Origin of the sequence: Brevibacillus gelatini (genome assembly GCF_003710935.1) — a bacterium.
Lineage (GTDB): Bacteria > Bacillota > Bacilli > Brevibacillales > Brevibacillaceae > Brevibacillus > Brevibacillus gelatini.
Map to the genome: position 1 here is coordinate 13,752 of NZ_RHHS01000024.1, position 14,052 is coordinate 27,803.

The 14,052-nt window shown below is 54.7% G+C and carries 15 protein-coding genes; 8 read left to right on the forward strand and 7 right to left on the reverse strand.

Annotated features, from left to right (window positions below; genetic code table 11):
• Positions 1 to 6 precede the first annotated feature (6 nt).
• Positions 7 to 453, forward strand: a complete 447-nt coding sequence (locus EDM57_RS10330; RefSeq protein WP_246005786.1) for a GNAT family N-acetyltransferase — start codon at positions 7 to 9, stop codon at positions 451 to 453.
• 368 nt (positions 454 to 821) lie between these two features.
• Positions 822 to 2,033 (forward strand): MFS transporter, encoded by a 1,212-nt coding sequence (locus EDM57_RS10335; protein WP_122904688.1) that lies wholly within the window; start codon positions 822 to 824, stop codon positions 2,031 to 2,033.
• A 168-nt stretch (positions 2,034 to 2,201) separates the two neighbouring features.
• On the opposite strand, the gene EDM57_RS10340 is transcribed toward EDM57_RS10335, so the two are convergent.
• From EDM57_RS10340 to EDM57_RS10355, 4 genes are all read right to left on the reverse strand, one after another.
• Entirely contained in the window at positions 2,202 to 3,074 is an 873-nt protein-coding gene (locus EDM57_RS10340) for a LysR family transcriptional regulator (RefSeq protein ID WP_005832054.1), read from the reverse strand.
• A 78-nt stretch (positions 3,075 to 3,152) separates the two neighbouring features.
• Positions 3,153 to 4,367, reverse strand: a complete 1,215-nt coding sequence (locus EDM57_RS10345; protein WP_025848669.1) for an MFS transporter — start codon at positions 4,365 to 4,367, stop codon at positions 3,153 to 3,155.
• Positions 4,368 to 4,454: 87 nt separating this feature from the next.
• Entirely contained in the window at positions 4,455 to 5,117 is a 663-nt protein-coding gene (locus EDM57_RS10350; RefSeq protein ID WP_122904689.1) for a type 1 glutamine amidotransferase domain-containing protein, read from the reverse strand.
• 164 nt (positions 5,118 to 5,281) lie between these two features.
• Positions 5,282 to 5,665 (reverse strand): winged helix-turn-helix transcriptional regulator, encoded by a 384-nt coding sequence (locus EDM57_RS10355; RefSeq protein ID WP_035988256.1) that lies wholly within the window; start codon positions 5,663 to 5,665, stop codon positions 5,282 to 5,284.
• Between the two features lie 273 nt (positions 5,666 to 5,938).
• Between EDM57_RS10355 and EDM57_RS10360 the strand changes: the two genes are divergently transcribed.
• Entirely contained in the window at positions 5,939 to 6,781 is an 843-nt protein-coding gene (locus tag EDM57_RS10360; protein WP_122904690.1) for an aldo/keto reductase, read from the forward strand.
• An 824-nt stretch (positions 6,782 to 7,605) separates the two neighbouring features.
• The gene (locus EDM57_RS10370) at positions 7,606 to 8,004 is read left to right on the forward strand and encodes a hypothetical protein (protein WP_246005787.1); all 399 of its coding nucleotides are present in this window, start codon (positions 7,606 to 7,608) and stop codon (positions 8,002 to 8,004) included.
• A 113-nt stretch (positions 8,005 to 8,117) separates the two neighbouring features.
• Here EDM57_RS10370 and EDM57_RS10375 read toward each other — a convergent pair whose 3' ends face one another.
• Both EDM57_RS10375 and EDM57_RS23290 read right to left on the reverse strand, forming a co-directional pair.
• A complete protein-coding gene (locus EDM57_RS10375) occupies positions 8,118 to 9,236 on the reverse strand; it encodes a deoxyribonuclease IV (protein ID WP_122904693.1) in 1,119 nt (372 codons plus the stop codon).
• A gap of 37 nt (positions 9,237 to 9,273) precedes the next feature.
• Positions 9,274 to 9,417, reverse strand: coding sequence for a hypothetical protein (locus tag EDM57_RS23290; RefSeq protein WP_170163425.1), 144 nt, complete (start codon positions 9,415 to 9,417; stop codon positions 9,274 to 9,276).
• Positions 9,418 to 9,751: 334 nt separating this feature from the next.
• Here EDM57_RS23290 and EDM57_RS10380 point away from each other — a divergent pair, with 334 nt between their 5' ends.
• From EDM57_RS10380 to EDM57_RS10390, 3 genes are all read left to right on the forward strand, one after another.
• A complete protein-coding gene (locus tag EDM57_RS10380; protein ID WP_122904694.1) occupies positions 9,752 to 10,309 on the forward strand; it encodes a bifunctional transcriptional activator/DNA repair enzyme AdaA in 558 nt (185 codons plus the stop codon).
• Positions 10,310 to 10,531: 222 nt separating this feature from the next.
• On the forward strand, positions 10,532 to 10,918 hold the full coding sequence (locus tag EDM57_RS10385) for a VOC family protein (RefSeq protein ID WP_122904695.1): 387 nt from the start codon (positions 10,532 to 10,534) through the stop codon (positions 10,916 to 10,918).
• A gap of 106 nt (positions 10,919 to 11,024) precedes the next feature.
• Positions 11,025 to 11,963, forward strand: coding sequence for a coiled-coil domain-containing protein (locus tag EDM57_RS10390; protein WP_122904696.1), 939 nt, complete (start codon positions 11,025 to 11,027; stop codon positions 11,961 to 11,963).
• 63 nt (positions 11,964 to 12,026) lie between these two features.
• Here the strand turns inward: EDM57_RS10390 and EDM57_RS10395 are convergent, their stop codons facing one another.
• Complete coding sequence (locus EDM57_RS10395; protein WP_122904697.1) at positions 12,027 to 13,121, reverse strand: helix-turn-helix transcriptional regulator; 1,095 nt, start codon at positions 13,119 to 13,121, stop codon at positions 12,027 to 12,029.
• 214 nt (positions 13,122 to 13,335) lie between these two features.
• Between EDM57_RS10395 and EDM57_RS10400 the strand changes: the two genes are divergently transcribed.
• Positions 13,336 to 14,046, forward strand: coding sequence for a class I SAM-dependent methyltransferase (locus EDM57_RS10400; RefSeq protein ID WP_122904698.1), 711 nt, complete (start codon positions 13,336 to 13,338; stop codon positions 14,044 to 14,046).
• Positions 14,047 to 14,052: the final 6 nt, after the last annotated feature.

Here is a 14,052-nt window from a genome sequence, read left to right on the forward strand (position 1 = left end):
ATTTCGATGAAGATGATGGATCGGATGGAACGTTTGCAGGAGGAGCACCTTGCCATCCTGAAGACGTGGTTTCAGGATGCGGAAGTGCAGAAGCGAATGGAAGGGATGGAGCCGCTTGAGGAATGGTACGGGTTTGTGAAGGAGAACGACTCGTATTTCGTCTGGATTGCCTTTATGGGAGAACAGCCTGTCGGAGTAGCGATGGTCGAGATCGAGGAAGGAATGGAGGGAAGCATCGGCTTGATCGTCAACCCTTCCCTGCGCCATCGCGGATACGGAAAGACGTTGCTGCGGGAAGTGCTGGAGCATGAGGAACTGTCCGGTGTCAAAAGATGGATCGCGGGGATTGAAGAGGACAATGTCGCGTGCCTGCGGTGCTTCGAGGCGGTCGGGTTTGAAAAGGAAGCGCCAGAGCCGGATGAAGACGGATTTTTCCTGTTGGTTCGGCAGTGAATGGGTGGTTGGAAACAGCCTATAATCGGCGCTTTCTCACCCGCACGATAAAATAGATTGAAAAGCTGGTCAGCCGAAGAGAGCGGAAGGGCCAGCTTTTTTGTTTTCTTCACAAGTTGCACAGACAGACCAGATACGGGACTCCCCTCCTTTTGGCTAGGCCGCCATACGCCAGGTCTGCGGCTTTTGCGAAGGCAGCAAAGACGACAGGCACTTTTTGGTGCCTATGCTACTAAAAAGTACGTACTTCCGCTGCAAGCTCACATGCTCGATAATGGCAATCAGCAATACCACATTCGCCAATCATGATGCGGAAGGGCCCTACCGTATGGCTGGCAAGTAAAACTGAAGGAGGATATTTTTTACGCATGAGTACAGCTATAGATAGAGTGCAGCAGCAAGAAAAAGGCGCGAAAAACTCCACGCTTGCTTTGCTTGCGCTCGCAATCAGTGCATTTGGCATTGGCACGACGGAATTTGTCATTGTCGGTCTGTTATCTACTGTCGCGCAAGATTTGCATGTGACCATTACGCTCGCCGGGCTGTTGATTTCCGGCTATGCGCTGGGGGTGGCTGTGGGAGCGCCGATCATTACGGCACTGACGAGCAGAATCCCGCGCAAGACATTGCTTCTTTTGCTGATGATTGTGTTCATTGTCGGAAACAGTGTGGCGGCAATGTCCGGCAACTTTGCGCTGTTGCTGGTGGCCCGCTTTATCACCGCGTTTTCGCACGGGGTTTTCTTTTCCATCGGCTCGACGATTGCGGCTGATCTGGTGCCGGAAAACAAGCGGGCGAGCGCGATTGCCACGATGTTTACCGGATTGACGGTCGCAACTGTGACCGGAGTGCCTTTGGGAACGTTTATCGGGCAAATGTTCGGGTGGAGAGCGACTTTTTGGGGCGTAGCCATCCTTGGCCTGATTGCTCTCGTGGCGACGGCTGTGCTCGTTCCGGGCACTTTGAAAAAGGGCAAACCTGCCTCGTTGAAGGACCAAGTGAAAATTATCACAAACGGCCGACTGCTGCTGGCCTTTGCCATTACAGCGCTTGGTTACGGCGGCACGTTTGTCGCCTTCACGTTTCTCGGCCCGATTCTGGAACAGATCACGGGCTATCCTGCAGGCATCGTCAGTCTGATCCTGCTCGTGTACGGCCTGGCAATCGCCATCGGGAACACGATCGGGGGGAGAGCTGCCGACAAAAATCCGCTCCGGGCGCTCTTTTGGATGTTTGTGATTCAGGCTGTTATTCTCGTCATTCTCACGTTTACGGCTCCATTCAAAGTCGCGGGCACGATAACGATCATTCTGATGGGGCTGCTGGCCTTCATGAACGTGCCGGGACTGCAAGTCTATGTCGTACAGCTTGCCGAAAAATACGTTCCGGGTGCCGTCGATGTAGCGTCTGCGATCAATATTGCCGCGTTTAATCTCGGCATTGCCATCGGTGCTTTCGTCGGCGGAATCGTCGTGGATACAATGGGCTTGATTCATACACCGTGGATCGGGGGAGTGATGGTGGTTGGCGCTGCGCTGCTCACCGCAGCGAGCGGGAAGCTGGAGCGAGCGCGCCGCTGAGCGATTCGCCGTCTGTGCGCGTAATCTGTGCAGCAAGTTTCAGCTCACGGAAAAGTGGCAGAAAGGCTTGGAAGCCCGTCACCCAATAGTAGATTCCATCAGAAAAAGGCTGTGATCCATTCCAAGGATGACAGCCTTTTTCTTGCTTGCTTCGGCCAACGGGTGTAATCAAACCGTCCTTTTCAGCGTTTCGATCAACGCTTTCAGGTGGGGTAGGCTCCGGTTTTTCATCTGGTAGGCCAAATACAAGTCGTTCGTAACGGTGCAGGACGGGTACAAGACTTTTACCTTTCCGCTCGACAAGTGGTGATTCAGCATGAACGTGGGCAACAGGCTGATGCCTGCGCCGTGCTCAATGGCGGCCAAAACGCTGTGCAGATCGGGGACGACATGCGTCGGCTGCGTCTGCGGACGTTTTTGAAAATGCTCCCGCCAAAAGCGGCGGATGATCGGCAAGTCGAGGTCGTAGCTGATCCACGGCTGGGAGCACAGCCACGCTTCAAAAGCGTCACGCTCCGCAAAGGCAGGCTCGCTGTAATCGGGTGACGCGACCAGCACAAATTCCTCCTGCATGTAGGGGATGTACTCCACGCCAGGCACAGAAAGCTTTTGCGGCATGACGATGATGTCTGCCTTTTCCTCCAGCAGCAAGTCGAGCAGTCTGGATGCGACTCCCAAATAGGCGACGACGCGAAGCTGGTAGCTGCCGATGTGCGGGGCCAGCTTTTCCCGAAAAAACTCGTGGTTCGCCCCGATCCGGATGATCGGCAGGGAGGAGGCGGTGCTCGTTTTTAACGTTTGCGTGGTTTCTTCCAGCGCTTCAATGAGCGGGACCACTTGGGTGTAGAGGGTTTTGCCCCGCTCTGTAGGAATCATTTTGCGCGGTGCCCGCGTGAACAAAGGCTCGCCCACCTCGGCCTCCAGCGACGCCAGATGTTGGCTCATGGCAGGCTGGGTCATCATCCGTGTCCGGGCAGCTTCGGACACGGAGCCGTGCTTGTAGATGCTGACAAAGCTGCGATACCATTCAAAATCTACCATGATGTTTGGTAGCCCTCCTTTCCTTTCGTGCGGCATGTTCGTGTTAAACGGCTGCGTCCGTTCGAGGCGTTTGTCCCGTCAGGAGCGCGCTGCCTGCTTTTGCTGTCTCGCTCCCCAGAGCGTAAACAAAATCCCGATCAAGGTCGTAAGCGAAGCGACCCAAGGAACGGCAGGAAGTCCGCCGGCAAATCCCAGCTCGATGACCACGCCGCCGATATACGCCCCCAGCGCATTGCCCAGGTTGAATGCGGCGATGTTCAGCGTGGAGGCCAGCGTAGGGGCTTCCTTAGCCGTGTTCAGCATGTGGAGCTGCAGGCCGGGGACGGTGCCGAATGCGGCAATCCCCAGGACGAATACCGTTACCAGCGTGAGCGGCTTGCTCAAAGCTGTCAGGCTGAACAGGGCGAGAACCACTGTCAGCAGAGCGAGGATGCCGAGCAAGGAAGGAAACAGCTTGCGGTCTGCCAGCTTTCCTCCGTAAATGTTTCCGATCGTGATACCTACACCAAACAAGACCAGAATATAAGAAACCGAGCCGGGAGAAAAGCCGGTGATGTCCACGAGAATCGGCGCAATGTACGTAAATGCGGTGAAGACGCCCCCGAAGCCGAATACAGTCATCAACAGCGCGACGTGCACCGCCGGACGTTTCAGCACGCCCAATTCCTGGCGCAGACTGGACGCGGCGCTTGCGACCTTGGGCACGAGCAGGACGATCCCGACGAACGCAATCGCGCCGATGACCGTGATCGCCCAAAAAGTCGAACGCCAGCCATAAGCTTGCCCCAAAAACGTTCCGATTGGGACGCCCAAAATGTTCGCCAAAGTTAACCCGGTAAACATGATGGCGATCGCACCTGCGCGCTTTTCTTTCGGAACCAGCTCGGCGGCGATGACAGAGCCGACGCCGAAGAACGAGCCGTGCGTGAGGGCGGCGAGAATGCGCGCCAGCATCAAAACGGTGTAGTTGGGGGCCAGTGCGGCCAGGGCGTTGCCGACGATAAACAAAATCATTAAAAACAGCAAGAGTGCTTTGCGCGGCATTTTGTGCGTCGCGATTGTGATGACGGGAGCGCCTGCGGCAACTCCCAGAGCATACCCTGTAATCAGCAACCCGGCAAGCGGAATCGAGACGTGCAGGTCGGCCGCCACTTCCGGGAGCAAGCCCATGATGATAAACTCCGTCATGCCGATGGCAAAAGCTCCGAGCGTCAGCGCGTACAAGGCGAGCGTCGAGCCTTTGCGTGAAGATGCCGACAGGTCGGAATGACGGGCAGCGTGGTCGAATTGCATGATGATGGTTCCTCCTTTTTGCCCATTCAAATGTAAAAAGATAAACGAGGGGAGGCTGATCTCGTTTGCCTACCAGCCTCCCGTTTATTATTCACCCAGTTTGTTCAAGACTGCTTCTGTGACTGCCAGTGTAGATTGCGGATTTTGTCCGGTAATCAGGTTGCCGTCCACCTCGACGTGTGCGCTCCAGTCTGGGGCGGCCACAAAAACGGCACCAAGCTCGCGAAGTTTGCTTTCCAACAGGAACGGCAGGTAGGCGCCCAGCCCTGTCGCCGCTTCCTCGCTGTCTGTAAAAGCATTGACGCGCTTGCCTGCGACGAGCGGCTGACCGTCCGACAATGTCGCGCCTACAAGCCCGGCCGGACCGTGGCAGACTGCCGCGACGATTTTGCCCGCTTCGTAAAAGTCGCGCAGCAACTGTTGGAGCCTGGTGTTTTCCGGCAGGTCGAACATCGTGCCGTGCCCGCCTGGCAAAAAGATCGCAGCGAAGCTGTCTGCCGTCACATCCTCCAGCTTTTTCGTGTTGGCGAGCAGCTTGGCGGCATCGAGAAATTCCTGCGGGGTGTTCTCGTCCACGCTGCCCGGGTCGATCGGGCCTGCTCCGCCCAGAGGGCTTGCTACTGTGACATCATAGCCGTGCCGCTCGAAGGCGAGGTAAGCTTCGGCAAATTCGGACAGCCAGATGCCTGTCTGTTTGCCCTCGTGCATGTCTGTGTGATTGGTGACGACCATCAAAATTTGTTTTGCCATCTATATTGCCTCCTGTGAATGTGGGATTGTGGTGACAGTCGTTATTCTACGTCCGTTTTTTCGATAAAACAAATTATGTTTTCGTGATGTATTCATAAATAAATTTATAGATAGAGAAAAAAGAAGCCACCCCTGCTGTTTGCAAAAGAGGTGGCGACGTCGTGTTATTGGTTGAGAATGCTGTCTTCCAGCACCGCATATTTGTCTCCGTACTCGCGGATAATATGCTGCTCGCCCCAGGCGCATAGCGCGTCCAGAATGCTTTTCAGGCTCCAGCCGTACTCGCTCAGCTCGTATTCGACCTTGGGCGGAACCTGGTTGTACGTGATCCGGTTGATAATGCCGTCGTCTTCCAGCTCGCGAAGCTGTTGCGTCAGCATTTTTTGCGTGATGCCCGGCATGAGGCGCTTCAATTCGCTGGTGCGCTTTTTTCCGTGCGTCAGATGGCACAAAATGACGCACTTCCATTTGCCGCCGATGACTTCGAGCGTGGCTTCGACTGAAATGTTGTACTTCTTTTTCAACGGTCGATTCCCTCCTGCTTGCATAGGAACTTTTTAGTGCCTATCGCACAAAAAAGTACGTACTTTTCCTTTTGGCTATTGTCTCTCATAATAGCACTTGTCAAACCGCTTGCCACTTAATTTGACTGCTGTCAGCTCTTTTCGCAAGGCATGGCGTCGCGCGCGTCTCTGGCAATGAATGTTTTCGTCAAAAAGAAACTGACTTCAATTTACATGGCTTTGGCCAAGATAACAAGAGCAAATCTGATTTGCGAAAAGAGCTATTTCATAAAACAAAAAGGATGGAAGAAACGAACAATGGCAAACCATTTGCAAGATACAACCACGCTGTACAACGGAGTGAAAATGCCTTGGCTGGGACTGGGCGTTTTTAAAGTAGAGGAAGGTCCGGAGCTGGAACATGCCGTGCAGTTCGCGATCAAGCACGGGTATCGCAGCATTGACACCGCAGCGATCTACGGAAACGAGGAAGGGGTCGGACGCGGGATTCGCGCCGGAGTGGAAGCGGCCGGAATTGCCAGAGAAGATGTGTTTGTAACCTCGAAAGTGTGGAATTCAGAGCTTGGCTACGAATCGACGCTGGCTGCTTTCGAGACGAGCCTGAACAAGCTGGGGCTGGACTACCTGGACCTGTACCTGATCCACTGGCCGGTGGAAGGGAAGTTCAAAGAGGCGTGGAGAGCGCTGGAGACATTGTACAAGGCCGGGCGGGTCAAAGCGATCGGGGTGAGCAACTTCCACATTCACCATCTGGAAGAGCTGCTCAAGGACGCGGAAATCAAGCCGATGGTCAACCAGGTGGAATTCCACCCGCGCCTGTCGCAAACCGAGCTGCGCGCATACTGCAAAGAGCAGGGCATCCAGTTCGAAGCGTGGTCGCCGCTCATGCAAGGCCAGCTGCTGGACAATCCTGTCCTGAAAGGGATTGCCGACAAGCATCAAAAATCGATTGCGCAAATCATTTTGCGCTGGGACCTGCAGCATGGCGTCGTGACTATTCCCAAATCGACGAAAGAGCATCGCATCGTGGAAAATGCGTCGCTGTTTGATTTTGAACTGACAAAAGAAGAGATGGAGCTGATCGATAGTTTGAATGAAAACCATCGCGTCGGCCCAGACCCGGACAATTTTGATTTTTAATGTCGGGTTTGAAAAAGGGAGATAGAAGCTGTGTCTGTCTCTCTTTTTCTTTTGGCTGTAAAAACGGTGGCTGAAACGTACGAAACAGAGTGTGGTTGGAAAATGTTTCAAGTTAAGTTACGATGCTAATACAGTTAAAAGTGCGAGTACGGTCCGGTACTACCCAGAAAATCAGGAATTCAAGACGTGGCTTTACTCTCTGTACTTTTAAAAGATGGAGAGGTGCGACTTATGAGAAAACGAACTGGGTATATCGGTACTGCCATTCTGCTTGGTGTTCTAATGATTTTTTTCTCTATTTACCAGTCTCCAAAAGAAGTAGTGGAAACAGCCATCGAAAACTAAACAAAATGTGAGCTTGAAGCCTGAGGATGTTGCAACGATCCAGTCATTTTTTTCATCGGTAAATGACAATCTCCTTGGTAAACTTGAGGTGAATTTTAGGGAAGTAGAAATAGCAAATAACCAGCGTCAAGTAATAGCAGACTTTCCCGTGGTGGATTACAAGGAGGATCATTCCGTAAGCAAAATATACGCTGGAAATCTTCTCTTTACCCTGCAGAAAAGCACATTCTTCCATTGGGAAATCGAACATGTTGCTATCGGGCAAACAATCAATGAGGTGAAGTCCTAACTAAGTAGGGTTGCCTCATTTAAAACCCGAAAAGGCAACATGGGCGATCCTTCTTTTGAGCGTTTTGCGTCAAAAGGGGATTCTGCGGCAGGGGTACCGCCTTCTGCAAAGAATTGTAGAGGTGGCGACAACGATGGAGAATGACCCAACCTGAGTATTCTTCCACTTTTTTAAAAGGGATGTGTGAAAAGTGTCAAAGATTTGGCGAGGAACGAGGGCGCGTGTGCTGCTATCGCTGCTTGTCTTCTGCCTGCTGGCTGTGGCGGCTCGCTTCGTCTACTTGCAAGCGGGGCCTGCGCTGCCTTTTTCCGGAAGTTCGGCAAGCGAGGTCAAGACGCTTCTGGACGGCTACAACGGCAAACTCATCAAGCTGGCAACCGTGGACGGCGTCGACTGGTACGGCGCACCCTCCGGACAAGACGCGGGAGCAGAAGCGATGAAGCGGGAAGTGGCGGCCGCTGGCTGGCGTTTTGTTCAGCAGGAAGGCGCAGGGTACTTTTTTGAGCGGGGCGCGGAGAAGATCGTTATCACGTCACAGATGTGGACGGGGCGGTACGTGTTGTTTCGGATTCCGTCCAACACGCTGTAGGGCGTGAGCTTTTCGCTGGCAGACAAACGGCTTCCTCCTGTTTTCGATGATCGTCATTTCATCGCCAACAAAAGGAAGCCGTGCAGCCAGGTTTGTGTTTCGAGCGGGAGTATTTAGGAGAATTTCGGGATTGCGAACCAGGCGGTCAGGCGGTGGTTGAGCTGCTCCTCAGACAGCTCCGGGAACAGCCGTGCTTCCACTGCCATGTCGTACAGACGCTCCATTGGCTCGCGGCCGTCCGCTTTTTTGGCTTTGGCGTCGTTTTTCAACAGTTCCCAGATGCCGACGACGTATTCGCGTCTGGTCACATCCTGTTTGCGGAAAAAGTGGTCCAAGCGCTCCACATGGTCCATGAACTCGTCTCCGAACCGTTTTTCCACCTCGCCGCGCAACAGCGCGATTTCCGCTTCGTACATCGGGCGTTCCTTGCCTTTTTCTTTGCCGATCCACGGCGTTTCCAGCACAAGCGGCAGGTGGCGAATTTTTTCGTGATTGACGATATAGCTCATGGCGTCGAAGCCGATCAGTCCGGCACCGATAGGCGCGTGACGGTCTTTTTTCGCACCGCGGAAGTTTTTGCTGTCGTTTAGATGGACGACGGTGAGGCGATCCAGGCCGATGATCCGGTCAAACTGCTCCAGGACGCCGTCAAAATCGTTGACAATATCATAGCCGGCATCGTGCATGTGGCAAGTGTCCATGCAGACGGCGAGCTTGCTGTTGTCCTCCACCTTTTCGATGATCGCGGCGATTTCCTCGAAGCTGCGCCCGATCTCCGTTCCTTTGCCGGCCATCGTTTCCAGCGCGATTTTTACATCGGTGTCTTTGACCCCGGCGAGCACTTGATTCAAGCCTTCCGCAATGCGCGCAATGCCGTACTCTGGGTCCTTGTCCGTATACGCGCCCGGATGGAGCACGATGTTTTTGACGCCGATGTAGTCTGTCCGGCGAATTTCTTCTTGCAGGAAGCGGACGGCCAGATCGAAGGTGTCTTCCTTGTAGGACCCCAGGTTGATGATGTAGGGAGCGTGGACGACGATTTCCTCGACGCCATGCTTGGCCATGACCTCCTTGCCTTCGCTGATGTATTGGTCCTCAATCGGTTTGCGCCGCGTGTTTTGCGGTGCACCCGTGTAGATCATGAACGTGCTTGAGCCGTAGGAAGCGGCTTCTTCTGCGGCATTGAGCAGTCCTTTGCCGGAGAATGAGACGTGCGAGCCTATTTTCAGCATTCAGGTGGAACCTCCTTTTGTTAATCAAAAAACGCCGTCAAGAAAAGGCAGCGTATGCTCCCGGCTTGTCCAATGGCGGGACAGCGCGATCCATTCGGCTGCCATTGTGCAAGACGACATCGTGACGGGAAAAGCAGACGGCATCTGCAGTGAGCGTATCAGGACGCAGTTGGCTGTTCACGAACCAATCCCGCGAATGTGGCCAGTGTTTTGTCCCGCATGTTGCCAATCTCCTCCGTCCCATCATAGCTCTTTCGACAGTTCCCCTTCAACGATGAGTTGTTGCTGCGCCAATCAAATACTGCCAGCCGAAGCACAGCGAGCTCTTGTCCGGTCCGCTCTGCAACGGTTTCGGGCGCAGGAAAAAGGTTTGGTGTGGGCAGGGTCATTTTCTTTTTATTATCGACGCAAGCTTCGGCGGGTAGACTATTGTCATTTCGTTATCTTGCTGTTTTATCGGGATAACGGGACTTGTGGAGGCGACCAAGGGTATACTGACGGTGGAGGTGGGCAAAATGGAACTTTGTGTCACCGAAGAGAGATGGCAGGCGATCATCACCAACGATGCGTCTTATGACGACCAGTTTTTTTACGCGGTGAAGACGACAAAGATTTTTTGTCGGCCCTCGTGCAAGTCGAAGCCGCCAAAATGGGACAATGTCCGGATTTTTCAACAGGCAAACGAGGCGATTCGCGAAGGGTTTCGTCCGTGCAAAAGGTGCAAGCCCACTGGGCAGCGTTTGCCTGATCGGGAATGGGTCGCGCAGATTACCGACTATATCGATGCTCACTACAGCGAAAAGCTGACACTGGCCCACCTGGCCGACATGTGTCACGGCAGCCCTTACCATTTGCAGCGGACATTCAAGCGGATCAAGGACATGACTCCTGTGGAATACATGCAGCAAAAGCGGATCAACAAGGCAAAGCAACTGCTCGTTCACTCAGGCAAAACGATTGCCGCGATTTCGGCGGAGGTAGGCATGCCGAATACGCCGTATTTTATCACGCTGTTCAAAAAAACGACGGGAACGACGCCCAGCGAGTACCGCCAACTGCACAAGCATCAATAATCGAGGGGCAGGCTGCGGAAAAGATGTGTTATCTTGGAGAGAGAAGATTGTGCACGCGCGATCAAAAAAGGGGGCCTGTCAACGTGGACGCGCAAAAAACGCTGCTGAAAGCATTCGAGCAAACGACCTATCAGGTAGCGGGGCACAGCAAAAGGGTAGGTAAACGGCGTCAGTGGGGCACACTAGCAAAACATACACCTGAAAAAGAACAGGAGGAGCACGATGCGAATCAGCTTGGCAAGTATTTTTGTCGACGATCAGGACAAAGCGCAAAAATTTTATACGGACATTCTCGGGTTCGTGACCAAAATGGACATCCCGATGGGCGGGGCCAGATGGCTGACGGTGGTGTCGCCAGAAGACCCGGATGGTGTGCAGCTCGTTTTGGAGCCAAATATGAATCCTGCGGCTTTGGCCTACCAAAAAGCGATTTTTGAACAAAACATCCCGGCGACGGCGTTTGAAGTGAGCGACGTCCACCAAGAGTACGAACGGCTGACCAAGCTCGGCGTCGCCTTTACGCAGGCCCCGACAAAAGCCGGAGATGTGACGCTGGCTGTCTTGAACGATACGTGCGGGAATTTGATTCAAATTTATCAAATGTCTTGAGCAGGGCAGGGTGACGATAAGGGGCAGGAACGGCTATTTTCCAAAAACTGAAACATTTGCACGTTGTTCCCGTATGAAAAAAGAGGTTGCAGGGGAGGGGTAGCGAGTGTTTCAGGAATTGAACAGCCAGGTTGCACAAGTCAAAGCCCAATTGCGCCAAAAGCTGCACGCGGAGCACAACGTAAAGCTTTTGCAGGAGCAGTACAAAGCTGCGGTGCAAAAGCGCGATTCGCTGCACAAGCAATTGCAGCGGGAGCAGCGCGATGTGGATAAATTGACGGGCATGTCTTTTGGCGCGTTTTTTTACAGTCTGATTGGAAAAAAAGAAGAGAAGCTGTCCAAGGAAACGGAAGAGCTTTTGCAAGCGAAAATAAAGTACGAGGAAGCGGCCGATACCGTCAAAGAGCTGGAAGAAGAGCTGGCAGAGGTAAAGAGCAGGCTGCAGCAGATGTCGGATCTGGAAGCGCGCCTCGCCGCTCTGCTCGTCGAGAAGGAGCGGCTGATTCGCAAGCAGCGGCCTGAGCTGGCGGAGCAGCTTCGTGTACATAGCGAGCGGGAGGCCGAGCTGGAAGCGCACGAAAAAGAGCTGAAAGAGGCGATCAGCGCGGGGAATGCCGCGGTTTTGCAACTCCGCAAGGCGATCGACAAGCTCGACTCCGCCAGCTCCTGGGGGGCTTGGGACATGCTTGGCGGCGGCACGTTATCCACCGCGATGAAGCACAGCCGCATCAACGAGGCCCGCGAGTCAATCCATCAGGCGCAAAGAAGCTTGCGGCGCTTCGAGCGGGAGCTGCAAGACGTGCAGCGCCAAAGCCACATCCGGATCGAGATTGGCGAAATGCTGACCTTTGCAGACTTTTTCTTCGACAACATCATTACCGACTGGATCGTCCAGGATCGCATCTCGACGTCGCTGCGCCAGGCGAAGGAAAAGCGTGCGAAGGTCGAAAGTCTGCTGAACAACCTCCAGCGTGAGTTGAAGGCGGTGGAAGCCGAGATAGCCGAGCTTCGGCAAAAGTCGCTTGCTTTAATTGAAAATGCGTGAGGCAAAAAGCCTGATCGTCCCCAATCAGACGGGATGCGATCAGGCTTTTTGCTATAACCACCGCTATTCGCGGCTGCCCGCCTCCACCCCGAAGCGTGAAAACAACTGCCAGATCAACTCGCGTCTGCTGGATACTCCCGTTTTTGCGAAAATCGACTTCAAATGATCCTGTACCGTATAAGCGGAGATGTGCAGCGCGCGGGCCAGCTCCTTCGTGGACGATCCGCGGACGAGCTGATCGAGAATCTGCTTTTCCCGTTCCGACAATCCGTACGCTTCGCAGACCAGCGGGAGAATATCGGCAGGCTTGGCCGGACCAAACAAAACGGCGAGGTAGACAGCGCCGTCTGTGCCGTGCATCGGGTTTGCCTGGATCGTGACATACGGGCCGTCGGGCATGCGGATGCACACTTTGGCCAAGGAGGCTTTCGGAGCAGGCTCGTTCATCTGCGAGAGCGCCCGGAAGCAGACAGCGCGCACTGGCCGGGGCAACGTGTGGCGATCAATCGACTCCCACCTGCGCAACAGCGACAGCCACCTGTCTGCGGTGGCGTTGGCGGAGTGAATCGTCAACTGCTCAGACATCACGACGATGCCCGTCTCTTCCTCCATCCAGGAGGTGTCCTCGGCTGGCAGAAGGAGGGCTGTTTTTCGCAACTGGCAGGCGATCAGTGGTACCAGCTCTGCCATCCACTCGCGCTCCTCCTCGCTGAAAACAGGACGCCCCTGCAAGCGAAACAGCGTCAAAAACCCCCAGCAAGCCCCGTCGTACTTGAGCGCTGCCCGAAGCTCGTCAGCAAAGCCTGCCGGGAGCAGGACGTTGCGGTAGCGCTCGCTTTTCATACGCTCTCCCCCTGTCGCTTGGTACAGCGTGGCGACAGGCTCTGCCGCCCGGCTCAGCTCTTCGTAACGGATGAAGTCATCACGCAAATATTCTTGCTCGAATATGCCGTGGTGGATCGCCTCCACGCCGTCTTCCGTGATCGCGCCTGTCGACAGCAGCGTCTGCGGGTCGACCGCCGTGCAGCAAGCCCCGTCAAAAGGCAGGAACTCCCGCAGCAGCTGCAAGAGTGCCGTCCGGTAATCCTGGGAGGAAGAGGGGTGGCGTCGGGCGAGCGCGAGCAGTTTTCGTTTGCTTGTTTCCCATTTTGCATTCATCTGCGCGTTCTCCTGTGTGGAGCGAGCGAAGGAAATCCCATATTTGTGGGATGGAACTCCCCTGGCTGCTCTTTATAATTGAGAATAATTCTTGATGATGGTGAGCCAAAAGTCAACGCTTGCCGCCGATTTTCCGCGTTTCCGAAGCGCACAGGCGGCGGCTCGCACAACTGACCGCAGCAAAAGAAGACAGGATAGATGGGGAGAGATACGGATGAAGGAAAAAAGAGAACCGCTTAGCTGGAACCACCCGGATGCAGCGCGGTATGAAAAGACGATCTCGCTGAAAATTCCCGGCTACGCCCATTTGTACGAGATGACAGATTGCTTGCTGGGGGCGCAGCTTCGACAGGTGGATGGAGAAAAGCGCGTGCTGGTCGTAGGTGCTGGCGGCGGCCAGGAGCTGGTAACGCTGGGCGCAGGGCACGAGGATTGGCTGTTTACGGGTGTCGATCCTTCGGCGCAAATGCTTGCGCAGGCGCAGCGCAGGACGGCCGAGGCGGGAGTTGCGGCGCGTGCTACGTTGCTGGAGGGAACGGTGGACGCGCTGCCCGATCAGCCGACTTACGCAGCGGCGACCTGCCTGCTCGTGCTTCATTTTGTCAGAGGACTTGCGGCCAAGAGGGAACTGCTGCAGCAAATCGCGGCTCGCTTGCAGCCAGGTGCCCCGTTTTGTCTCGCAACGATTGCGGGCGATCCGCAGTCGCAGTCGTTTCGCATGCAGATGCAAGCCTGGCAGACACATATGCTCGACAACGGCATTGCGCTGGCAGAGTGGGAGCGGTTTGCGGCTTCGCTTGGCAACGAGTCCGATCCAATCCCGGCCGCAAACGTGCAAGAGCTGCTGGCGGAGGCTGGATTCGAGCACGCGACCCGTTACTTCGGCTCTTATCTGATCCACGCCTGGTTCGCTGTGAAAAGGTAGCGGGGG

Excerpts from the sequence above, each read along its gene's own strand:
- EDM57_RS10345 (WP_025848669.1), bottom strand. The coding sequence starts at position 4,367 with ATGCAATTCGACCACGCTGCCCGTCATTCCGACCTGTCGGCATCTTCA.
- EDM57_RS10395 (WP_122904697.1), bottom strand. The coding sequence starts at position 13,121 with ATGAATGCAAAATGGGAAACAAGCAAACGAAAACTGCTCGCGCTCGCC.
- EDM57_RS10335 (WP_122904688.1), top strand. The coding sequence starts at position 822 with ATGAGTACAGCTATAGATAGAGTGCAGCAGCAAGAAAAAGGCGCGAAA.
- EDM57_RS10350 (WP_122904689.1), bottom strand. The coding sequence starts at position 5,117 with ATGGCAAAACAAATTTTGATGGTCGTCACCAATCACACAGACATGCAC.
- EDM57_RS10385 (WP_122904695.1), top strand. The coding sequence starts at position 10,532 with ATGCGAATCAGCTTGGCAAGTATTTTTGTCGACGATCAGGACAAAGCG.
- EDM57_RS10380 (WP_122904694.1), top strand. The coding sequence starts at position 9,752 with ATGGAACTTTGTGTCACCGAAGAGAGATGGCAGGCGATCATCACCAAC.
- EDM57_RS10360 (WP_122904690.1), top strand. The coding sequence starts at position 5,939 with ATGGCAAACCATTTGCAAGATACAACCACGCTGTACAACGGAGTGAAA.
- EDM57_RS10375 (WP_122904693.1), bottom strand. The coding sequence starts at position 9,236 with ATGCTGAAAATAGGCTCGCACGTCTCATTCTCCGGCAAAGGACTGCTC.
- EDM57_RS10340 (WP_005832054.1), bottom strand. The coding sequence starts at position 3,074 with ATGGTAGATTTTGAATGGTATCGCAGCTTTGTCAGCATCTACAAGCAC.
- EDM57_RS10330 (WP_246005786.1), top strand. The coding sequence starts at position 7 with ATGAAGATGATGGATCGGATGGAACGTTTGCAGGAGGAGCACCTTGCC.
- EDM57_RS10355 (WP_035988256.1), bottom strand. The coding sequence starts at position 5,665 with ATGCAAGCAGGAGGGAATCGACCGTTGAAAAAGAAGTACAACATTTCA.
- EDM57_RS10400 (WP_122904698.1), top strand. The coding sequence starts at position 13,336 with ATGAAGGAAAAAAGAGAACCGCTTAGCTGGAACCACCCGGATGCAGCG.